Source organism: Sporosarcina sp. ACRSL (assembly GCF_022346605.1).
GTDB lineage: Bacteria > Bacillota > Bacilli > Bacillales_A > Planococcaceae > Sporosarcina.
On sequence record NZ_JAKRNT010000004.1, the window covers coordinates 205,256 to 228,036 of the forward strand.

The 22,781-nt window shown below is 38.1% G+C and carries 20 protein-coding genes; 19 read left to right on the forward strand and 1 reads right to left on the reverse strand.

Annotated elements, in window-relative coordinates:
• Positions 1-232: 232 nt before the first annotated feature.
• From MHZ92_RS07920 to MHZ92_RS07975, 12 genes are all read left to right on the forward strand, one after another.
• Positions 233-3,718 (forward strand): right-handed parallel beta-helix repeat-containing protein, encoded by a 3,486-nt coding sequence (locus MHZ92_RS07920; RefSeq protein WP_239431127.1) that lies wholly within the window; start codon positions 233-235, stop codon positions 3,716-3,718.
• 183 nt (positions 3,719-3,901) lie between these two features.
• Complete coding sequence (locus MHZ92_RS07925; protein WP_239431128.1) at positions 3,902-4,978, forward strand: DUF91 domain-containing protein; 1,077 nt, start codon at positions 3,902-3,904, stop codon at positions 4,976-4,978.
• A 23-nt stretch (positions 4,979-5,001) separates the two neighbouring features.
• Positions 5,002-5,280, forward strand: a complete 279-nt coding sequence (locus MHZ92_RS07930) for a hypothetical protein (protein ID WP_239431129.1) — start codon at positions 5,002-5,004, stop codon at positions 5,278-5,280.
• Between the two features lie 17 nt (positions 5,281-5,297).
• On the forward strand, positions 5,298-5,654 hold the full coding sequence (locus tag MHZ92_RS07935) for a hypothetical protein (protein WP_239431130.1): 357 nt from the start codon (positions 5,298-5,300) through the stop codon (positions 5,652-5,654).
• 33 nt (positions 5,655-5,687) lie between these two features.
• Entirely contained in the window at positions 5,688-6,248 is a 561-nt protein-coding gene (locus MHZ92_RS07940) for a GNAT family N-acetyltransferase (RefSeq protein WP_239431131.1), read from the forward strand.
• A gap of 345 nt (positions 6,249-6,593) precedes the next feature.
• Positions 6,594-7,274, forward strand: coding sequence for a uracil-DNA glycosylase family protein (locus tag MHZ92_RS07945; protein WP_239431132.1), 681 nt, complete (start codon positions 6,594-6,596; stop codon positions 7,272-7,274).
• A gap of 42 nt (positions 7,275-7,316) precedes the next feature.
• Positions 7,317-7,943: a hypothetical protein gene (locus MHZ92_RS07950; RefSeq protein WP_239431133.1), complete on the forward strand. Its 627-nt coding sequence runs from the start codon at positions 7,317-7,319 to the stop codon at positions 7,941-7,943.
• 798 nt (positions 7,944-8,741) lie between these two features.
• A complete protein-coding gene (locus MHZ92_RS07955; RefSeq protein WP_239431134.1) occupies positions 8,742-9,500 on the forward strand; it encodes an enoyl-CoA hydratase/isomerase family protein in 759 nt (252 codons plus the stop codon).
• A gap of 198 nt (positions 9,501-9,698) precedes the next feature.
• The gene (locus MHZ92_RS07960; protein ID WP_239431135.1) at positions 9,699-10,034 is read left to right on the forward strand and encodes a hypothetical protein; all 336 of its coding nucleotides are present in this window, start codon (positions 9,699-9,701) and stop codon (positions 10,032-10,034) included.
• Positions 10,035-10,121: 87 nt separating this feature from the next.
• Positions 10,122-10,343, forward strand: coding sequence for a hypothetical protein (locus tag MHZ92_RS07965; RefSeq protein ID WP_239431136.1), 222 nt, complete (start codon positions 10,122-10,124; stop codon positions 10,341-10,343).
• 686 nt (positions 10,344-11,029) lie between these two features.
• Entirely contained in the window at positions 11,030-12,226 is a 1,197-nt protein-coding gene (locus MHZ92_RS07970) for a M20 family metallopeptidase (protein ID WP_239431137.1), read from the forward strand.
• 87 nt (positions 12,227-12,313) lie between these two features.
• A complete protein-coding gene (locus tag MHZ92_RS07975) occupies positions 12,314-13,411 on the forward strand; it encodes a C45 family autoproteolytic acyltransferase/hydolase (RefSeq protein WP_239431138.1) in 1,098 nt (365 codons plus the stop codon).
• A 117-nt stretch (positions 13,412-13,528) separates the two neighbouring features.
• On the opposite strand, the gene MHZ92_RS07980 is transcribed toward MHZ92_RS07975, so the two are convergent.
• Positions 13,529-14,452: a LysR family transcriptional regulator gene (locus MHZ92_RS07980; RefSeq protein WP_239431139.1), complete on the reverse strand. Its 924-nt coding sequence runs from the start codon at positions 14,450-14,452 to the stop codon at positions 13,529-13,531.
• 144 nt (positions 14,453-14,596) lie between these two features.
• On the opposite strand from MHZ92_RS07980, the gene MHZ92_RS07985 reads away from it, so the two are divergent.
• The 7 genes from MHZ92_RS07985 to MHZ92_RS08015 all read left to right on the forward strand — a co-directional run bounded on the left by MHZ92_RS07985 (position 14,597) and on the right by MHZ92_RS08015 (position 22,765).
• Positions 14,597-15,994, forward strand: coding sequence for a M20/M25/M40 family metallo-hydrolase (locus MHZ92_RS07985; RefSeq protein ID WP_239431140.1), 1,398 nt, complete (start codon positions 14,597-14,599; stop codon positions 15,992-15,994).
• A gap of 44 nt (positions 15,995-16,038) precedes the next feature.
• Positions 16,039-17,562, forward strand: a complete 1,524-nt coding sequence (locus MHZ92_RS07990; RefSeq protein WP_239431141.1) for a glutathione ABC transporter substrate-binding protein — start codon at positions 16,039-16,041, stop codon at positions 17,560-17,562.
• Positions 17,563-17,620: 58 nt separating this feature from the next.
• The gene (gene nikB / locus MHZ92_RS07995; protein WP_239431142.1) at positions 17,621-18,541 is read left to right on the forward strand and encodes a nickel ABC transporter permease; all 921 of its coding nucleotides are present in this window, start codon (positions 17,621-17,623) and stop codon (positions 18,539-18,541) included.
• 16 nt (positions 18,542-18,557) lie between these two features.
• On the forward strand, positions 18,558-19,463 hold the full coding sequence (nikC, locus tag MHZ92_RS08000) for a nickel transporter permease (RefSeq protein WP_239431143.1): 906 nt from the start codon (positions 18,558-18,560) through the stop codon (positions 19,461-19,463).
• 29 nt (positions 19,464-19,492) lie between these two features.
• Positions 19,493-20,494 carry an ABC transporter ATP-binding protein gene (locus MHZ92_RS08005; RefSeq protein WP_239431144.1) on the forward strand — a complete coding sequence of 334 codons (1,002 nt, stop codon included), beginning with the start codon at positions 19,493-19,495 and terminating at the stop codon, positions 20,492-20,494.
• Entirely contained in the window at positions 20,475-21,440 is a 966-nt protein-coding gene (locus MHZ92_RS08010) for an ABC transporter ATP-binding protein (RefSeq protein ID WP_239431145.1), read from the forward strand. The genes MHZ92_RS08005 and MHZ92_RS08010 overlap by 20 nt, the downstream gene beginning before the upstream one ends.
• 188 nt (positions 21,441-21,628) lie before the next feature.
• Entirely contained in the window at positions 21,629-22,765 is a 1,137-nt protein-coding gene (locus MHZ92_RS08015; RefSeq protein WP_239431146.1) for an AbrB family transcriptional regulator, read from the forward strand.
• Positions 22,766-22,781 lie beyond the last annotated feature (16 nt).

Below are 22,781 nucleotides of genomic sequence, written 5' to 3' on the forward strand. Positions count from 1 at the left end.
ATGATTTGAAAAGGCCTTATTACCTTTTTATAGGGTAAAAGTCGTAGTTCAAACCACTCGTCTAAGATGTGTAAATTGTATATAATTAATATATTACTGTCAATATTACTTTCAATTATCTTATCTAGTAATAAATGGTATATGTAAAATGTTCTTTGCCATGAGATAATAATTCTTTTAGTTATGTTAAATCTATTAATAAATTACATCAGAATAATAGGATGTGTGATTGATGTTTACTACGAAGGAAGTAACAGTTTCTAAGAAGTTCTTTTCAAGATATAAGACAATAACCGAGGCCATCAAGAATGTGCTGCCTGGGACAACGATTGTTATAGAACCTGGCATTTACAATGAAAAGGTTGTCATCGATAGGGAAATAAAGCTGATCGGCAATGGTCCAGTTGAAGACATTGTCCTCTATTGTGAAAATGATTCAGCGTTGATGATGCGTACAGAATTTGCAACTGTTCAAGGTATCACGATTCGTCAAGGAGGACAAGCGAAGGAAGATGAACATTATTATGCCGTAGATTTGACGATGGGCTCACTGTCAATGACGGATTGCTCCATTACTTCATCGATCGGTAATGGAATTCGAATTGCGAACCTGGGCACGAATCCAGTTATTCAAGGCTGCGAAGTTTATGAAAACAATGGTATTGGGATTTTCATCACGAATGAAGCGAACCCTAGCATAAAGGACTGTCGAATTTACGACAATGTACAAAATGGAGTATTGGTACAAGAAAATGGCCGTGGCACGATTGAAGGCTGTGAAATTCGTACGAACTCCTTTCCAAACATTGCAACCACTAGTGGGGCGGATCCTCTATCAAAAGGGTGCAAGATCTATAAGAGTCCATCGAATGGAGTATGGGCGTACGAAAATGGAAAAGGAACCTTTCAGGATTGCGAAATTTACGGAAATGCTTATTCAAATGTGTGTATCGTGACTAACTCGGATCCGCATTTCGTAAACTGTCAAATTCATACTGGTGAAGAAAATGGGATATGGGTAAAGGAAAAAGGCCGTGGCCGATTTGAAGAATGTAATATCCATTCTAATAAATTTCCCAACATTAACATCGAATCAGAAGCGAATCCTGCAATTAAAGAATCCAGGATATACAACAGTGAACAAAGTGGAATAATTATACACAACAAAGGCTTTGGTTCTATCACCAATTGCGAAATTAGCGATAATACCTATTCCAATATCGTCATCTCAACTGAAGCGAATCCCGAAATTATTGGATCTATGATTTCTAACAGTGAAAAAAACGGAATACTTGTGAGTGACAAAGGACTAGGTTCTATTAAGGATTGCGAAATTAGCGGGAATACATTTTCGAATGTTGTCATCTCCAATGAGTCAAATCCAATTATAAAGAATTGCCAAATCTATTCTAGTAAAGAAAATGGTGTATGGATTAAGGAAAACGGTCGCGGTCGAATTGAAAAATGTATGATTCATTCGAATAACCTTGACAATATGGAAATCGAAACAATGGCGAACCCGAAAATACGGGACTCTAAAATCTATAATAGTGAACAATGTGGAATTTTTGTACATGACAAAGGTATGGGAACTATTGAAAACTGTGAAATTAGTGGAAACAATTTTTCGAATGTTGTCTTAGCAGCTGAAGCGAATCCGGTGGTCCAGAACTGTCAAATTCATGCTAGTGAACAAAGCGGTGTATGGGTAAAGCAAGAGGGGCGCGGGAGTTTTGAAGACTGTGAAATTCATTCCAATAAGCATGCAAATATTGAAATTGTCACTAAAGGTGATCCGGAATTTACGAATTGTAAAATATTCAACAGTGATAGTTACGGGATACTGGTAAAAGATGAGGGCAGAGGAACAATTGATAACTGCGAGTTTTACGGGAACAGCGAACAGGATATTTACATAACAGATGATAGTAATCTAAAAGTCATTGAATCGATGAAACGGAAGACGAAAGAACAGGATATTGCAGAGCCAGCCTCAACAGGAGAGGCTTCTTCTTCTCAACCTTCTGAAGACTTGGAAAGCGTGTTAGCTGAGTTACATACGTTAATTGGAATGGAGAATATCAAAGAAGACATCCAGAAAACGATTGACTTTATCCGTTTTAACAAAGAGCTCGCGGGCTTTGGAATCGAATCCAATACAATTGAAGTCGCTGCTGCACATACCGTTTTGTATGGAAATCCCGGTACAGGAAAGACGACTGTAGCGAAGTTGTTAGGCAAACTGTATAAAGCGATGGGATTGCTGGCGGAAGGTCATGTTGTCGAAGTGAACCGTGAAAAGTTGGTTGGGGAATTTATAGGACAGACAGCGCCTAAAACACAAGCCAAAATCGACGAGGCGATCGGTGGCGTGCTTTTCATAGATGAAGCATACTCACTGACAAACAAAGGGACAGATAGAGATTTTGGCCCGGAAGTGATTGAAGTGCTGTTAGAGCAGATGGAAAACCGCAAAGGCGAATTCATCGTTGTCGTCGCGGGTTATGATAAAGAAATGCAACAATTCCTCGAAGCGAATCCGGGATTGCAAAGTCGTTTCACGCAGCACTTCCATCTCCAAGACTATACACCGGATGAAATGCTCGACATCGCCCGAAAAATGGTGAAGGAGAAACAGCGCACACTTTCCATCGATGCAGAAGAATTGCTAACGAAACATTTCACAGCGCTATGGCGGAAAAGAGACCGATTCTTCTCCAATGCACGAACGGTACGGAATTATATCGACGAAATGCTGCAGGCACAGGCGCAGAGATGCATGCGCACCCCTCAAGAACAATGGACAAAGGAATTTCTTCTAACGTTGACGGCTGAAGATGTACAAGCTGCATTGCCGAAAGAGGAAGCAAAGGCGTTCGATATTCCAATTAATGAAGAATTATTAGCGCAAGCACTTCAGCAATTGCAGCGCATGATCGGCATGGAGCACGTGAAAGCAGAAGTTGAAAAACTCGTCACGCTCGTCCGCTTTTACAAGGAAGAGGGAAGGGAACTAACCGATTTATCAACCCACATGGTGCTCGTTGGAAGTCCCGGAACTGGAAAAACGGTCCTCGCTCGGATACTCGCCAAAATCTATCAAGCACTCGGCATTTTAGAGCGTGGGGATTTAATTGAGGTCAATCGAGATTCATTAGTAAGTGGGTATCCCGGTATGAGTGAGCAACTCATCACTCGCTACATCGATCAAGCAATGGGTGGAACGTTGTTCATTGACGAAGCGTATCAGCTCACCCAGTACGGGGCAGACGACCCGGGGCATAAAGTGATTGAAGTATTGCTGAAACGGATGGAAGATGACCGCGGGAAATTCATTGTCATCGGGGCAGGCTACAAAGAGAATATGGAACAGTTCCTAGACAGCAACGATGGCTTACGCCGCCGTTTTGCCCGCCGCATCGAATTTGAAGATTACACGCCGTCTGAGTTAATGCAAATTAGTGAATTGCTGCTTCGGGAGAGAGGCTATCAATTAGATGCTGCTGCATACGATCATTTATCTGCGTTTTATCAATATAAGTATGACCGACGGGATCGCACCTTTGGAAATGCCGGCTTCGCAAGAAATGTCGTAGAGGAAGCCATCAAAAATCTCGACTACCGAATGGCACAAATTCCAAGAGAACAGCGCGATGAAGAAATGATAAAGTTGCTGCTAGTAGAAGATGTGAACTTGGTTAGTGAAAAAAATAGTTAAGGAGGAACCTGAATCGTTTTTAACGATTCGGGTTTTTATGATGGATGAGATCGTTTAAATCAATCCGCGCTCGTAAGTGCTATGTAAAATTGACTACTAATCACTTTGGGGAAATGATAGAATTAATTCATGGAAATAAATCGGAAAAGTGCAATTGTTTTAAGCTGAATTGGAGGTTTTTACATGCCGATAGAAGTCGGGATTTGGAAAGTGAATGATACAAAGGTTGATCGAATACAGTTTTCACCATTGGAATCCGAGACAAAATTAGAAGCTATATTAGAAAAGGATATTTCTATCATTTCCGAAGACGTTCTTGTCATTGGAAGGCAGGTTCCTACGGATCATGGTAAATTCATCGATATTTTAGGTTTGACGGTGGAAGGCGATCTTGTCATTTATGAACTGAAAAAGCATCAAACACCACGGGAGGTTGCCGCACAAGTCATTGATTACGCCAGTTGGGTTCAGCTATTATCCTACGATAGTATTGTCGAGCTCTATGAAGAGAAAAACAAGATTTCACTGGAAGAAGCTTATGAGAATAAGTTTCACGCGGAGCTTCCAGACGAGTTGAATAATTCCCATCACATGGTGATCGTGTGTGCAGAGTTAGATCAAGGAACGGAAAGAATCGTTAATTACTTATCAACAAACTTCAACGTACCGATCAATGCCGTCTATTTCCGGTATTTCAAGGAAGGCACGAATGAATTTTTGACGAGAACGTGGTTGATTGATCCTGCTGTAGCGGAAGGGAAGGAACCGATACCAACTGGAAAGAAAAAAGAATCGTGGAATCAACGTGACTTTGTCGTTAACTTTGAGGATGGGCCGAATCGTAGCTGGAATGATGCCATGAAGTATGGGTATGTGTCCGCAGGGAATGGTAGCTGGTTCAGTAAAAAGCTACGTCATCTGTTCGTTGGCGCTCGTGTTTTCTGCATGATCCCAGGGGGGAAGGGATATGTTGCGGTTGGCACCGTTACTCATAAAGCCGTACCATTGAAAGATGCCATTGTCACTGTTGACGGTCAAGAACGTAGATTACTTGATCTCCAGCTCGAAAATAATAATTTTCAACATGACTTGCATGATCCGGATCTGTGCGAATATGTCGTCGCTGTGGATTGGATCAAGGCACTTCCAGTAGAACAAGCCTATTGGACAAAAGGGCTTCGGGCCAATCAAAACACAGCGTATAAACTGCGAAATCAATTTACGATTGAAAAGCTTGAGGAGTTTTTTGGGATTGCGTGAGGACGCAAAAGGGGGGAGCATTTATGGATTTTGAATGTTATTTAGCCAATCGGCATTTGTACGTTAACGGTTATCGAGGAATGAAGGAGATATCAGCACAACAATATGCGAATAGATTCAGTAATTTGGTCCGGAAACGAATCTACAACTACGAAGATGAAATTGATGAAAGTATCGTAAAAAAGATAAATGAGGAATACGTTAATAAGACGAGTGAATACGAGCGGACTTTGAAGTATTACTTGGAATATAAACGTCATATGAGGATCCAAGTCGTTGATGATGATGTTTATAATAATTAAGAATAGAGGTCGAGCTGATGGTTGAAAAACAGGTGATTTACGTCGATGGGATTACATCGATTTCAGAGAGCATCTTTTCATTTACCAATGGAAAGCGATTGATCGAGGCAGAACCGCTGCCTCATAAAGTGAAGATGAATCCAAACCAAAACTCAAACTACCATTTGGACGCTGCTGATCTAAGGAAAATGTATGAGCTAGAAAAGTCAATATTTCCTTATGCATACGCGAAGGATATGACAAAGACTTACTACATAGACTACATGAAAAAGAAATGGATAGAACTCATGCAAGCCGGGCGGTTGTTGCCGCTACTTGAACATGTAGCTGGTAGATCGTTTGAAATGTATGAGATAAAATGGGTCGGGAAATGAGTAAAAACCTTATAACGGTTAGGGGTTGTCAAAGTGATTGAACATAAAAAATTTCCGAATCTAGAAACAGATAGATTGATATTACGAAATGTAAATAATGAGGACATTGATTTTATTTATAGGCTTTTTAGTGATGAAAGAGTATGTGAATTTTTATTAGACGAAGAATTATTTACAAGTAGAAATGATGCAATAGAGTTTGTTGAATGGTATAAAAATCCGGAAGAAAAGGGCTACAATCGTTGGGTGTTAGTCAAAAAAGATGCTAACCAAGAACAAATTGGAACTTGTGGATACCATAAATGGGACAGAATGAACAATATTGCAGAAATAGGCTATGATTTATGGCACGAACATTGGGGACAAGGATATATGAGAGAGGCCTTGATTCGTGTAATAGAAAGTGGATTTAATCATATGAAATTAAATAGAATTAACGCTTATGTTGCGTTAGATAATGTCAACTCTGCCAAGTTATTAGAAAAGCTTGGATTTGTAAATGAAGGAGTATATAGAGATAAGCATTTATTTAGAGGTAAATATTATGACCATTATTCCTTTTCTTTGTTAAAAAGAGATTGGAAGCAATACTAAGGAATATAATCAGACCAGACTGTCATGGGAAAAGATTCCTCATGGCAGTCTTTTTTTTTACTATTGTTTATCTAAATGCTCATAACTATTTCCCTGGTAATTGAAAGGAAGTATGATGTGAAAATTCTCCAAAACCCACTGATAATAGGTATGAAATAGTGGACTTTTTGAATGATGCGAAGTTTAACAAGTTTGGACAGGTCGTACCGTTTCTCCTGATCTTCCCTCGGCAGTCAGAATCGTTGTATAGAGAACCAGATGTCTAGTTGTAAAAGAACTTTAACTATAATAAAGTATATATATAAAGAATATTCGGAAAAAACAATTAATTGGGGGAGAGCTGCTTTGGAGAGGATTTTGCAATTACATGAAGATTTTTATTATCGTTTGAAGAGGGAGAAAGCTGTGATAAATTCTCTTTCAGCTGAGGGTATTGAGATCTTGGATGGATTCATTGAGCAGGTGGACTTGGTTCATCGTTTTTATAAGGAGAAGTACAAGAATGATAGCAAGCGCATTGTTTTATGCGGAATTAATCCTGGCAGGAGAGGAGCAGGGAAAACTGGGATTCCTTTCATTGATTTTAAAAGTGCTTCTGACTTGTTAACGGATGTTAATCAGAATGATATGGAAAATAGCGCGCAATTTATTATGTCAATCATTGAAGAAATCGGCGAGCAAGAGTTCTTTGACCACGTTTATATGACGAATATTTCATGGTACGGTTTTACGAAGAAAGACAAAAACTTAAACTATTATAAACTGCCATTGCCATTGCAAAAGGTCTTCACAGCCTCTTTTATTGAGGAGATGGATATTTTACAGCCTGCGATGATCGTGCCAGTAAGCAAAGAAGTAGAAAAGACATTGAAGAAAATGGTGAAGGATGGGGAGTTAAAATTCCAAGTAGCTGATAGACTTCCCCATCCGTATTATAGTTCCATCAAAACGAACGAAGCCTCTTGCAGAAAAATGTATATGGATTTAATTCGAGGGTTTGGGAGTGAACAAAAAGCATTCGTGTGAAACTGAGGAGGTGTCAATATATTTAACATCAAAAACTTCATAATGACTTTAGGAGAGTGGGCAAGCAACAAGTATAGCAAAGACACCTACACGCCTCAGTACAGCGGTAAGTGGGTGAACCACGGCACTGCCATAGAAGAGGATTGGATATGGGAAGAGAATTTAGAACCATTTGAGAACTACTTCATCAATGTCTACAACACTGAAGAGGGTATGTATGTTGCTAAGATAGGTACCTCTGCAGATAATGGCAGTATAGAAACAGTTGAGTGCGGTGAATACAGATACGTTGATTTTGGACTTCGATTATTATCAGCATACTACAACGCGATAGGTGAGTTTTCCGTAGAGCCGGGATCAGGTTCAGAAGGCCCTGATTCTTTACCTGTAGATACATTTAGAATGGTGAAGCTTGAGCCAGACTTAGAGCCGATGATTATTAGTAGAAATGGAGTAAGAATAGAATACTATAACTGTCCTAAATGTTATAAGTCTAATACATCTGATCGTTGGGATATTACTACCAAGTTAATGATGGGTATCCAAGAAACTGACGAATTTATGTCCTCATCTGCTAGTAAAGTGGACCATGAAGAGCTAGAGACTATATTCATCTGTCCTAGTTGTAATGAAGAGATACAAGGGATAGATCTAATTAAAGAAGATTAAATAATCAACCAAACAGTCATGGATGACAAATCTCCATGACTGTTTGTCTTTTTACAATAGTTTATTTCTAGGCTTTAGGTTGTTCGGTTTTCTTTGGCCAGCCAAAGGAAAAACAATATAACTATTACCTCCTAATCACCCGGTGACTTGGTCAAGTAATCGACTTTTAGATTGTTTTGAAGTTTAACGTATATACGGGTGGCTCGTTGTTCCGTTATGGACAAAATAAAAGCACACCCTCAGGCATGCTCTCTCCCAATCCACTATTCCCATTTCTATTTTTTCATTCTAACATGCCCGCAACGGATGCATTTGTTGGAATAGTAGTCCATCCGGTGGTATCCGGATAGCTTGCACATCCATTTCCCCCACAACTTCGACATACGATACCCCTTTCCTGAACGTGACAGTGTGTAAAAAGAAGTGCATTGTGTGAATTATGTGACTTCTATTATATAGCTTGTATACTTAATTACCTATAATAATCGTAAATGAAATATCGGCATGTTCCGACTGCGCATTTCGACCTAAATCGACAGTGAATTGTCTAAACTATTGCCTAAATGATGGGATACGCGCGTATAAGTCCAGGAAATCGGGTATTGTTTAATCATGCGCACGGAATTTACGCAACGTCTGCTGTTTTACCGGGTCTTCGCGTCGAACCGCAGTTAAAGGTGAAAATCGAGCACGGGCCTCACCGGAAATCATCTGGTGTGCACCAGGAACACTCGAAAAGTCTATGGAGAAGACTCCTCTTTTTGAAAAGAACTATTGAGAAAAGCGGGTGTATGCAGGATGAAATTTGTTAGTTTAGAAGTCGAAAACCATATAGGAGTTGTAACCTTACACAGGGAACCTATCAATGCAATCACTTTTGATATGTACGAGGAAATCAGAGATACGTTTACTGCAATCAATGTAATGGATGATGTGAGGGTCGTTATTTTAAGGGCGGAAGGAAGAATGTTCAGCCCCGGTGGCGATGTGAATGAGTTCAAAACATTACAAGACAGATTCTCGGAATATATCGATACGGTAAAGATCAGCATTGATTCCGTATATAATTGCCATGTTCCTGTTGTCGGAGTTATCCATGGTGCAGCCCTTGGTTCAGGCATGGCATTAGCCGCTTGTTGCGATATCCTCGTTGCTTCTGATGATGCCGTATTTGGAATTCCTGAAATTAAAGTCGGAATTATAGGGGCAGGGGAGTTTGCCGATCTTCTTGTACCAAGAAAAGTACTGAACTATATGGCGTTGACTGGAAATCCTATTACAGCACAGGAAATTCAACAATATGGAGGGATTCACAAAGTCGTTCCTAGAGAGGAGCTAATGAATGCCGCTCTTGAAGTAGTTGATGAACTTCTCCAGGTGGGCCCGATTGCCTCAAGGTATTTCAAAGAAGCGCTCCATAGGAATCTGGACGCCCAGTTACTAGAGAAGTCCACACTTGAAGCAAGTTATACGGAAAAGTATGTGGGGACTGCAGATTTTACGGAAGCGATCACGGCGTTTCTTGAGAAGAGGAAGCCGGAATATAAAGGGAAATAATTGAAAAGAAGGGCTGTCCAGGGGAGCGGTGAAAACTGACTTTCTGGACAGCCCTTTGTTGATCTAGTGGAAAACTGAAATTTCTGTAATGAACAAATGGAAAATAAGAGGATATTCCCTAAACATGTCAATAGATATATAACGGGGGAATTTCTATGAAGGGATGAGGGGGAAATGCCGTTTATTCGGGCGGGGGATTTGAATAAGAGGTTTACAATGGAAGGGATCTTTTATCGATTGGATGTTGGGAGAGTCGATTATGTATGTCGGGGATTGGCGAAGATTGCGCGAAAAGGTGAGGCATGCGAGGAAGCGGATGTCTTGTTTGTCATGGTGAATCCGAGGTCATGCAAGCCTACAGATGATTTGTATGTTTATCCTCCCTATCAGGATGAGCTTTTCGAGATTCCTATCGTAATGGCAAAGCAGGATCCGACGCAATATCAATTGATGCGGCTCATGGAGCGCATGAAATGGAATCGGTTGTATATCATCAATTTGTCAGATTTGCGTGCGGGGAATTTAACTGATTAGAGGAAGCAAAGGGAAACGTTTAGAAGAGCGGGCCGAGGCGAGCATAGTATTTTTTCCGAAGACCGCAGGACAACGATACATCATTTAGTGGCAAATCGGACGAGAGTGATTGCGGCGTGGGGGAAGAATGAGTTCATTAAAGAAGATGCCGTAAAAGCCCATGGATACCTTTCGAGTTTTTATGATATAGAGTGGCTGCCGGATAAGGTCTTCCCATATTACCGCCATCCGTACCCGATGTTGAAAGAAAGGTGTATTCAATGGCTGGATGATATGAGTGATGTGTTGATGGGGAAAGTTAAAGCGTGAGATATAATTTGAGGAAGTGACTATTGCAACTTATGCAACAGCATTCGAGGAGGCTGCGGAATTAATTGAATAATATTCCAGACCTTTATGAAATAACTTAAGGGTCTGGATTTTTTTTTGAGTAGAATTAGATAGCAGAAGACATAAGGCTCTTAGATTGCAAAACATAATAATCCGGTCACAAAACAAAGAAAGTCGGGAAAAAAATCACATTCAATCTGAGTCGATAAATTTGATGGTAGTCACCAAAACAGCACTTTTTGAAAAATAATCATTAGCGGGAATCAAAGCTAGTATAACTGCCAATTCTATGAATGGTGTTTGAACTGTCTTGAGAAAATAGAGAGACACTTGAACTATAAATCAAATGTCACTCTTGAAATCTTGCGCCTCTTGAAGTTGAAAAACTCCGACTCTGTTTCATTTTAGTAATGATAATCGACAACTATATCCTCAATAGGTATATCAAGTGAAATAAATATATAACATAAAATTTTTGGGAATCATTTCTTTGTGATTAATTTTTTTTATTAGTAGGTAAAAATATTTAGATTTCATTATTGAAATTAATTCATTTAAGATAAAGTTGGTGGAATAAACAATTGATTTCAAAAATTAACAAATTAATTTAAAGGAGGCTTCATTAATAAACAATTAAACATTATACAAATCATGGGAGGTTTACTATGCCAAAGAAAAAGAACAGTCTGTTTACTGTTATTGATGATTTACAAGATGAACTTATTGCAATAAATAACTTTATTCACGATAACCCTGAAATAGGAAATAATGAATTCAAAGCGATTGATAAGATTACAAAAAGCTTAAGCATGAACGGATTTGAAATTGAAAAAGGAGTATGTGGTTTGCCTACTGCGTTTATTGCAACGTATGAACATGGAGAGGGAGGGCCGGTTTTCGGTCTATTGTGTGAATATGATGCTTTGGAAGGTCTAGGACATGCCTGTGGTCATAACCTGCAAGCTCCGACTATTTTAGGAGCTGCATATTCGTTAATTCAAGAGGTTAAGGATTCTCCTTTTGTTATTAAAGTTATAGGTACTCCAGCTGAAGAAACTACAAGTGGGAAAATACCAATGGCAGAAGAGGGCCTATTTGATGATTTGGATATCGCTTTAATGATGCATGGTGGAGATCGCACTACTGTGGATGGGAAATCTTTAGCTATTGACTCGCTTGAATTTATATTCAGCGGTGTATCTTCACATGCTGCAGTAGCTCCTGAAAAAGGAATCAGTGCATTAGATGGCGTTTTAATGATGTTTAATGGAATTGAATACATGAGAGAGCATGTTCGTGATGATGTTAGAATCCATGGAATTATATCTGAAGGAGGCATTGCGCCAAATATAGTTCCTGAACGCGCAGTTGCTAATTTTTTGGTACGAGCATCAAATCGAACCTATTTGAATGAAATTACAAAACGGGTTTGCGATGTTGCTAAGGGAGCGGCTCTAGCAACAGGTACTGAAGTAATTATTAATAAAGGAAAATCATTGGAGAACAAGTTGAATGTCCAAAGTCTAAATGACATTCTCTTAGAAAACGCTGTTAAAGCGGGTGCAAAGCAAATAACCCCTCCGCGAGAAAAGACTGGATCGACTGATTTTAGCATTGTCACGCAGAGAGTGCCTGGAGCTTGTATAAGGGTTGCATACGTTCCCTTTGGTACCCCAAATCATACAAAAGAATGGGTGGCAGCAGGCATAACTCCTGCTGCCCATGAAGCAATTATTGCAGGTGCTAAGGCAATAGCTGGTACCCTTTTTGATCTAATGACGGATGTAGAAAAGCTCAATGTAATTAAAGAGGATTTTCAAACTGCCAAAGCATCTCAAGGATTAGAAGGGGTTTTAAAATGACTGAGTGAAAGTAAATAATGTTTATTATTCCTTACAACTTTGAGATTTATAACTAAATTACTGTAAATAAATTGAGGGGGAATTATTTTGGCAAACTTGAATTCTATAACCAAAAGATCGACAGAGGCCTTCCCTTTTTACAGATTTTCCGGAACCCATTTCCAAATTGGAGAACAATATGGTGAAGCCTGCAAGGATCTTATTCTAAAGCATCACAAATACGCTCTTGAAAAATTAACGAATAAAGTGAATATAGAATCACTTGAGGCTTTGCAAAAAGAAGCTTTAAAGTATCGCCCATACGTACAAGAATATGCTCCTTTCTTTGATGAAGAAATCCAAGGAATTGCTAAGTCAACTGGATTAACACTTGGAGATGTATATTTTTTACAACTTAGAGCTGAAATATATAATCATTTTGAGAGTACAGATGAATGTACAACTTTTGCTATTTTGCCAGAAGCGACTAAAAATGGTAATCCTCTTGTTGGTCAAAACGCAGATTTGCCTGAATTTTATTCCGAGGTTAGTATTGTTGCAGAATTTGTTCCGGATGAAGGTCCCTCTCAGCTTATGTTAACACCAGCAGGGCAAGTCTCATATATCGGAATAAATAATTTAGGGCTTGGAGTTTTCGCCAATTTCATTGTGTGTGAAGGCTGGAGGATTGGTTTTCCAAGATATTTACTTTCACGATTAGCCTTAACTAAAACAAATGTTAGAGAAGCTGTTGATTTGATAGATGGTATATATAGAGCGTCATCTAGAAATTTAATAATGTTAGATAAAACAGGGGATTCCATAGATTTAGAAACTGTTCCAGAAAGAACTAGTATAATAGAACCGAAAAACGGATTAATTGCACATTCCAACCACTTTATAGCAAGTGAATTATTAAATGAAGAAAGGAAGGTAGGCGAAGATCTAGAAAACTCAAAAGTTCGATTAAGTCGGATGAGGAGTTTACTAGAAAATAAACATGGTCAACTAAATGTTGAAGAAATGCAGGAGATTTTACGTGACAGAGAAACAGCACCACACACTTTATGTCGTATGCCTGGTGATTTTGGAGTTGATTCTGTCACTTTCGCTTCAGTTATTGCAGAGCCCTCTAAAGGTAAAATGCATGTAACAATGGGACCACCTAATCATTTTGAATATAAAACATATAGTTTTACTAAATAACTCTATTAAGCACTTAAAGTTAGAGCAAACCTGAATCAAGGTTGCTCTAACTTTTTTATATCCTACCTTAGGAGGCATATCTCTTAATTTGTTTCACACAGTGAATTTTGGAGGTGCTTACAACTCAACTTCGGTTAGTTGATTTTTGCTTGAAGGTAATTTTAAGGACTTAATATAGTCAGTGAATTTATTCACAACTCTAAGTTGAGCATAGTTTTCTTTATACATTAACCATGACCTTCTATTTACGGTTTCTCCATTTTTTTTAATTAGATCAACAACATGAAAATCATCATTGTCATTCAAAAAAATCTTCGGGATAAAGGAATACCCCAGTCCTTGCTCAACCATTACTTTACAAGTGTCATAGCTATCAAAAGACATGGTATTTATCGGGGGCTGATTAAATTTCTCATACCACCAAATTTTTATTTCATCTTCTAACAAAGTATTTGGTTCGTATTTTTTAGCCCTTGAAGGAGGAAGATATTTAATCCATTGCAAAGACGGAAGTTCATTTAAATCAATTTTTGATTTAGAGATGAGTGACATACCATCTTCATTGATTTGATGTTTAAGTCCATCCCAACTGTAATCACCCCTAATAAATGCTACATGAATTTTATCATTATCTAACATCTCCATTATGTTTGGGCTTTGCCCAGTATTTACGTTAATTAATACTTTGGGGTACATATCTACAAAAGTTTTTAATATGTAAGGAAGGTGATACCTTGCAAAGATACTTGTTGCTCCAATTTTTAAGGTACCTTGTACTTCAGTGGCCATATTTGTCAGATGGTCTTTAGCATTTTGAATTTCTATTAATATTTTTTGAGCTACTGACACTAGATATTCACCTTCGGAGGTGAATTTTATTCCTTTACCGCTTTTAATAGCAATTTTCACCCCAAACCTATTCTCAATTTGTTGAATTCTATAAGATAAAGCGGGTTGTGTAATATAGAGACGTTCTGCAGCTTTCGTAATTACACGGTCTTCGTAAAGATATTGAAGTATAAGTGCATCCTTTTCATCCAATTATATTCCCTCCAATTTACCTTCAATAAAATTTTTTTGGTAAGAATCAAAAAAATATCAATTTCACTTATTTTGGATTATAGTCTAATATTGTGAATATTAATAGGTTTTTATATTTTCGTTTTTCGGAGGTGGGAGAAGAAAATGGAGAGTGTATATAGATATATCGAAGAGAACCAAGCAACTTACATTGAGATGTTGAAGGAATTTTGTCGACAGGAAAGTGTTTCAACACAAAATCGTGGTCTAAAAGAAACAGCTAAAATGCTTCAAGATTATTTGCAAAGCATTAATATGAAAACAGAGATTATTGAAACGACTGGCCATCCTATCGTCTACGGAGAATCTTTTCAGGAAGGTTTGAAAACCCTTTCATTTTATAACCACTATGACGTTCAACCAGAGGACCCAATTGATTTGTGGGAAAGTGATCCATTTGGAGCCGAGGTGAGAGATGGGAAGTTATATGCTAGAGGATCTGCAGATAATAAGGGAGCATTAATGGCACGAATATGTGCTATTCATGCATATCAAGAAATATTTAAGAAGCTACCTGTCAATGTAAAGTTTATTGTTGAAGGTGAGGAAGAATCTGGGAGCCCGCATATCGACGAGTTTATTGAAAAATATCCAGATAAGATAAGTGCGGACCTTTGCATTTGGGAAAACGGGATAGTTAATAATGATGGAAGCTTTGAGTTGAAACTAGGAACAAAAGGAATGTTATATGTTGAATTGGTTGCGAGAGGGGCTAATAGTGATCTCCACTCTTCAAATGGGGCCATAATTGAAAACCCTGCTTGGCGTTTGATTTGGGCCTTGAATACTTTGAAAAATGAAAATGAAGAGATATTAATTGACGGATTCTATGACAAAGTATTTGAACCGACTGATGAGGAAGTAAAGGTTATCCAAGAATTAAAGTTTGATGAGGAAGAGACTCTCAGTGAGTTGGGTTTAGATCAATTTGTGGCAAATTTGAAGGGAATAAATCTAAAAGATAAATTATTTTATAAGCCTACTTGCACTATCTGTGGTTTTAACTCTGGATATACAGGAGAAGGCACAAAAACTGTTCTACCCTCGGAAGCACGTGTGAAAGTTGATTTTCGATTAGTCCCAGATCAAGATCCAGAAGAAATTGCAATGCTATTAAGGAAACATTTAGATTCCCATGGTTTTAATGATATTGAAATAATAATCCCTGAGTCAGGTAGCAAAGCAGCAAGGACGGATCTTAGTTTGCCGGTTGTTAAAAGTGTTATCCGAGCGATGGAAAAATTACATGGTATACCACCCAATATAATTCCAATGAGTCCGGGGTCGGGTCCAATGTATAAATTATGTCATCAATTCGGTATTCCAACCATGGGATTTGGCGTTGGAAACCCCTATTCAAATAAACATGCACCAAATGAAAATATTAACCTACAAGATTTCATTGAAGGAATAAAGATGGTAGCTACTGTTATCCATGAATTAGGTAGTATGAATAATGATACGATAAGTAAAACGAAAGTAATCCACCAAAAACAGTCATAATTAGTCGAAAAATATTTTAAAGTATATTTAGTGGAGGCGGTATTATGAAAAGAAACTTGTTATTTGTATTGTTTTGTATAGTCCTTATCTTGTCAGCCTGTGGCTCTGAAAATGGTAGCAGCTCAAAAGGTAATGACATAGTCGTTGCATTTGGTTCAGAGCCAATTACTCTTGACCCTCAGGATGCTAACGATGCTGTATCCAACCAGGCTAATGTTCTTTTGTATGACAAACTTGTAACTTTCGACAAAGAAAATAATGTCGTACCAGAACTCGCAACTAAATGGGAGGCCGCAGAAGATGCAACTGGAATTACATTTACATTACGTGAGGATGTAACTTTTCAGGATGGCACACCTTTCAATGCGGAAGCAGTGAAGATAAACTTCGAACGTATTTTGGATGAAGAAAATAAGCTATCTAGACATTCCTTGTATGCTGATTTTATTGAAAGTGTAATAGTTGATAGTGAATATCAGGTTACATTTAAATTTAAGGAAGCATTTGGTCCGGCTCTTAGTTCTTTCGCTCATGGAGCTGGGGGAATTATTAGTCCAAAGGCAATTAAAGATAACGCAGATATTGGGAAACAACCAGTAGGAAGTGGTCCTTACAAATTAAAAAAGTGGACTCCTGGAACTGAACTTGTTTTAGAGGTCAACCCAGAATATTGGGGGGGTAAAAAGAAATTAGACACTATTACATTTAAACCCGTGCCGGAAAATTCTTCTCGTACTATCATGCTTGAAAATGGGGAAGTAGATGTAATTGCACCAATAGCGACACAAGACATCGAGCGGTTGAAGGAAAATAAAAATGTTACTGTAAATACAACGCCTATATATAGAACTATTTATATCACTATAAACCAAAGTAACCCTATTTTTGAAAATGTTAAAGTTCGTCAAGCACTAAATTATGCTGTCGATAAAAATACACTTGTCGATAAAATATTACTTGGACAAGGGAAAGTTGCTGAGGCTGCAATTGGATCGTCAGTTGCGGGATATTCATCGGTTGGCACGTACGAATATAATCCAGAAAAGGCTAAAGAATTGTTAGCTGAAGCGGGAATTGAAGAAGGGACGACCATAAAATTATGGACACCAGATGGTCGTTATTTAATGGATAGTAAGATAGCTGAATTTATTCAAGCTAACCTTCAAGAAGTCGGGTTTAATGTCGAGTTTCAAAAATGGGAATGGAGCGCATATTCTAATATGCTTGATGATCCGGATTCTGACTATGATTTAATCGTAAATAGCTGGGGAACGTCTACGGGTGATGCCGATTGGGGTCTAAGGCCACTTTTCACTACAGACGGGTCAAATAACTATAGTAACTACTCAAATTCAGAGGTAGATAAGTTGATAACGGAAGGCTTAAGTAATCCTAACATTGAGGAACGGACAAAAATTTACAACAAAGCAATGAATATTATTAAAGATGAAGCTCCTTGGATTTTCTTGGCGGAATATCAAACAGCGACAGGTGTGCGTAATGACTTGCAAGGCGTTTATACATGGGGTAATGAATATGTAATTTTGAGGGACGCTGAAAGAAAGTAAAGTAATACATTCTGATAGAAGGGGGGGCGCCCCCCCTTTATAAAGGAGGATACCCTGGTTGATTTCTTATATTCTTAAAAGGTTACTTCAGATGATACCAACCCTGATTGGTGTATCCATCATAGTGTTTATACTTATACATTCGGTTCCAGGTGATCCAGCACGAATGGTTGCTGGTCCGGAGGCTAATGAACAAGATATTGAACGAGTTCGGGATAGATTGGGCTTAAACGATCCATTACATATTCAGTACGGAAACTATGTTATTGGTTTGTTGAAGGGAGACTTGGGTACCTCTATGCGCTCAGATCGTCCTGTATTAGAAGAAATATTAACCCGATTTCCTACGACAATAATCCTGACCACTATGGCAATTATTATTATGGTGATAATTGGACTTTTGGCAGGTATTTTCTCTGCTACAAAACCTAATAGTCTATTAGACAATACGACTATGATGTTTTCATTATTCGGAATATCAATGCCGGTTTTTTGGTTAGGGCTAATGCTTATATTAGCTTTTTCTTACTATATTCCTATATTGCCATCTGGGGGAAATTCGGGATTTAAACATTTTATTTTACCGGCTTTCGCCGTAGGTCTCTCTTCTTCAGCCATATTAGCGCGTCTGACAAGATCCAGTTTGCTTGAAGTTATTCATCAAGATTATGTTCGTACAGCTAGAGCAAAAGGGGTTAAAGAAAGATCGGTTATTTTTGTACACGCTTTAAAAAATGCATTAATTCCTATAATTACTATTATTGGGCTTGAATTTGGTTCATTATTGGGAGGAGCTGTTTTGACAGAGACGGTATTCTCAATGAATGGGATCGGTAGATTTATAATTCAATCTATTCAATTCCGTGATTATCCAGCTATTCAAGGTTCAATTCTCTTCATTGCTACTATCTTTGTTATCGTGAATTTAATTGTTGATTTATGCTATAGCTTAGTAGATCCAAGGGTGAAATACGACTAAATAGGAGAGGATATTTATGAGTCAAATTCAAGCGCCAATTATAGAGACAGACGATAACTCAATCTCTCTTCCTCCAAGTTCACGTTCGCCATTTAAGGTGATGCTTATGCAATTTAAAAAGAACAAACGAGCTATGGTAGGTCTATGGATGGTTATTATTTTTGTTTTAGTTGCAATTTTCGCACCTTTTATCGCTCCTTATGACCCAATTAAGCAAAACATGGATATAATGCTTCAACCTCCTTCAGCAGATCATTTATTTGGTACAGATGAATTTGGAAGAGATATGTTTTCTCGAGTAATTTATGGCGCTCAGATCTCATTAATGGTAGGAATTGTGGGAGTTTTGATTTCCCTCGTCATTGGAGTTGCTCTTGGTACAATTTCAGGGTATTTCGGTGGAAAGATTGATGCATTAATAATGCGAATCATTGACATTTTTATGGCTTTCCCAAGCTTTCTACTAGCTTTAGCTATTGTTAGCGTTCTTGGTCCAGGAATGGGTAACGTGATGATTGCAATTGGTCTATTTTCTGTACCGACATTTGCACGGTTATCGCGAAGTTCAGTGCTTTCTGTAAAAGGTAAAGAATATATTGAGGCTGCAAAGTCTATGGGCGCAACCAACACGCTTATTATATTTAAACATGTTATTCCTAATAGTATAGCCCCAATCATTGTATTATCTACATTACGAATTGCAACAGCCATTCTAACTGCAGCAGGGCTTAGTTTTTTGGGCATGGGAGCCCAACCTCCGACCCCTGAATGGGGTGCCATGTTAAGTACAGGGCGAGAATATCTAAGATCTGCTCCACATGTAAGTACAATACCAGGACTTGCAATTATGTTTATGGTTCTATCTTTTAATATGTTAGGTGATGGATTAAGGGATGCCTTAGATCCTAGGGGCAAACGTTAATACAACAAATCACATAAGGAGGTAGAAAAATGGTGGGGAAAAATTTATTGGAAATCAAAGGATTAAAAACATATTTTTTTTCTGATGATGGTGTTGTTCCAGCTGTAGATGGCGTTGACATTACTATTCGTGAAGGAGAAACTGTCGGAATAGTTGGTGAATCGGGTAGTGGTAAAAGTGTAACATCTTTATCCGCTATGAGGTTAACCCCCGGAAAAGTAGTTGAAGGGTCTATTACATTTAATGGGCAAGATCTATTAGCATTATCTGATGAAAAAATGAGGGAAATGCGAGGAAGTCAAATGGCAATGATCTTTCAAGAACCAATGACTTCTTTGAATCCAGTCTTTACAATTGGTCGACAAATTGCCGAAGCTGTCGAAGTGCATTTGAAATATAATAAGAAAAAAGCAATGGAACGTGCAATAGAAATGTTGAAATTAGTAAACATTCCAAGAGCTGAGCAAATTGTCAATGAATATCCCCACCAGCTTTCAGGGGGGATGCGGCAGCGAGTAATGATTGCTATGGCAATGGCTTGCGATCCAATGCTACTTATTGCGGATGAACCCACAACGGCATTAGATGTTACGATACAAGCACAAATACTTGATCTTATGAGAAAGTTAAAAGCTTCTCATAACACTGCCATTATGTTAATTACCCATGATTTAGGCGTGGTAGCTGAAATGTGCGATAGGGTTATTGTTATGTATGGTGGTAAGGTTGTCGAACAGGGAGACGTAATTACACTATTTACAAATCCCAAACACCCATATACACAGGGGTTATTAAAATCTATGCCATCATTAGAAGTAGAGCAAAAAAGATTGTATTCAATCAAAGGAAACGTACCTTCCCCGGGGAGTTTACGAAAGGGCTGTACATTTGCACCCCGTTGTGAGTTTGCAATGGATATTTGTAAGGAAAAGTCACCAGAATTTTATCAGATTAGCTCAGACCATCTAAGTAGATGTTGGCTCCATGCCCTGGAACAGAAGGAGGAGAAGCATGAAGCAGCCATTAATTGAGGTGAAAAACCTAAAGAAATATTTTCCGATTAAGAACGGCTTTTTAAACAGAAATGTAAGTAATGTCAAAGCTGTAGATGGTTTAGATTTTACAATTTATAAAGGAGAAACTTTAGGTTTGGTGGGTGAAAGTGGTTGTGGAAAGTCTACCACTGGAAGAACTATACTCCAACTACTAGAACCTACTGATGGAGAAGTAATTTATGAGAGGAAAAATCTTGTAGAAATGAACAAGAAAGATTTAAGAAAGGCCCGTCGTGATTTACAGATGGTATTTCAAGACCCTTATGCATCTTTAGATCCTCGTTTAACGGTACGTAGCATCATCTCTGAACCTTTGGAAATTCATGGGCTATACAGTAACGGTGAGAGAAAAAAGAAAGTAGATGAACTTCTAGATGTAGTTGGGCTAAGTAGCTTTCATGCCAATCGATACGCACATGAGTTCAGCGGAGGACAACGACAGCGAATAGGAATTGCACGTGCGCTAGCTTTGAATCCAAAATTAGTGGTGGCAGATGAGCCTGTCTCTGCCTTGGATGTTTCTATTCAATCTCAAGTAATTAACCTTCTTCAAGATTTACAAGAGCAATTCCAATTAACTTACTTATTCATTGCTCATGATTTAAGTGTAGTCAAGCATATAAGTGATCGTATTGGTGTTATGTATTTAGGTAGAATAGTAGAATTAGCGGACAAAAACAAGCTCTTCGAATCCCCTAAACACCCTTATACAAAAGCTTTGTTATCTGCTATTCCTGTCCCTAATCCTTTAATAAAGAAAGAACGAATTGTTTTGCAAGGGGATGTCCCAAACCCGGCTAATCCTCCATCAGGCTGTACTTTCCATCCAAGATGTAGTGCATGTATGGATATTTGCAGGAAGGAAAAACCTGCTTTCAGGGAAGTGGATGGTCAGTTTGTTGCGTGTCATTTATATAATTAGTATGGAAGTTTTGCGTGTAACTAGCATGACGATTGATGGAGTTACCAACATTTCTCAAACATTGTCTAGAACGTATATTAATAAAATGAGTTGCTAAAGAGCAGCTCATTTTTAATTTTAATATACAGTACACAAGCTCTGACCTATATTTCAAAGTTTCAATAACGTTATATTAGGATGATTAAATGGTGAAACTAGTAATAAGTAGCCTATTGATTTTAACTTTTTGCACTGTTGGTGGAGCAGCTTTAACTGTGCTTGATTTGTCGGTTGGATGGATGATTGGTTCATTATTAGTATCAGTACTTTTATTCAACGCTGGACCGATAAAGAAACAAGTGGAAATTGTGAGAGGGGAAATTATGGGTAATTGGTTGAAAATAGGTCAATTACTATTAGGAATTGAGCTAGGTCTTCAGCTAAACCTTTCTATATTAATTACTATTAAAAATAATATTATCCCAATAGCATCTACAATTGTTTTATCTTTATTATTCTCATTAGGTTCTGGATTCCTTTTATTTAAGTTTTGTAAGGTTGACAAATTGACTAGCTTTTATTCGACCGCTCCTGGTGGTCTCTCTGCTATGCCGGGCATGGCCCACGAGGCTGGAGCTAATACAGGAGTTGTAACGATACTACAGACAATGCGAATTCTTTTAGTTGTTATTTCAATACCTATTTTTATATCCATATCTCAAAATCCGATTGGAGAAGTTAAAGTCACCGGTAGTGGCTATGATTTATATTTAAATAAAAGTGACATTGATTTTATTTGGACTTTAATTTTATTTGTCATTGCGTTCGGAGGCGTAGCTTTAGTTAAAAGGCTAAGATTTCCAGTGCCTTGGCTTATTGGTAGTATGATGGTAGTTGCGTTCGCACGCACTTTTTATTCGTTGTCTTTAGGAGATGAATTTACAGCTTTTTGGCCCGAAGAAGTTATGGTAATATCACAAATCATGATAGGTGCTAGTATAGGTTCGTTCTTTAATAAAATTATGTTTACAGGAATAAGGAAAGTACTACTTTTCTCGTTTTTAAGTACAATAGGGTTGATTTTTATCATGATGTTATGCGCCTATATGGTGTCAATCCTAACTGGCATTCCTTTTGTTACTACAGCCTTGGCTTTTGCTCCTGGTGGAGTTGCGGAAATGACGACGGCTTCGGTTATCTTACAAGCGGATCCATTATTTGTAGTCGCTGTACAAATATTGAGAGTCTTAATTGTAAATATAACATTGCCACCGTTGTTTTCCTATTTAGATAAAGGAGGTTTAGAAAGTATTAGTTTAAATGCTACAAAAAATGATAGAAAATGATCAAAGTAAGAACTAA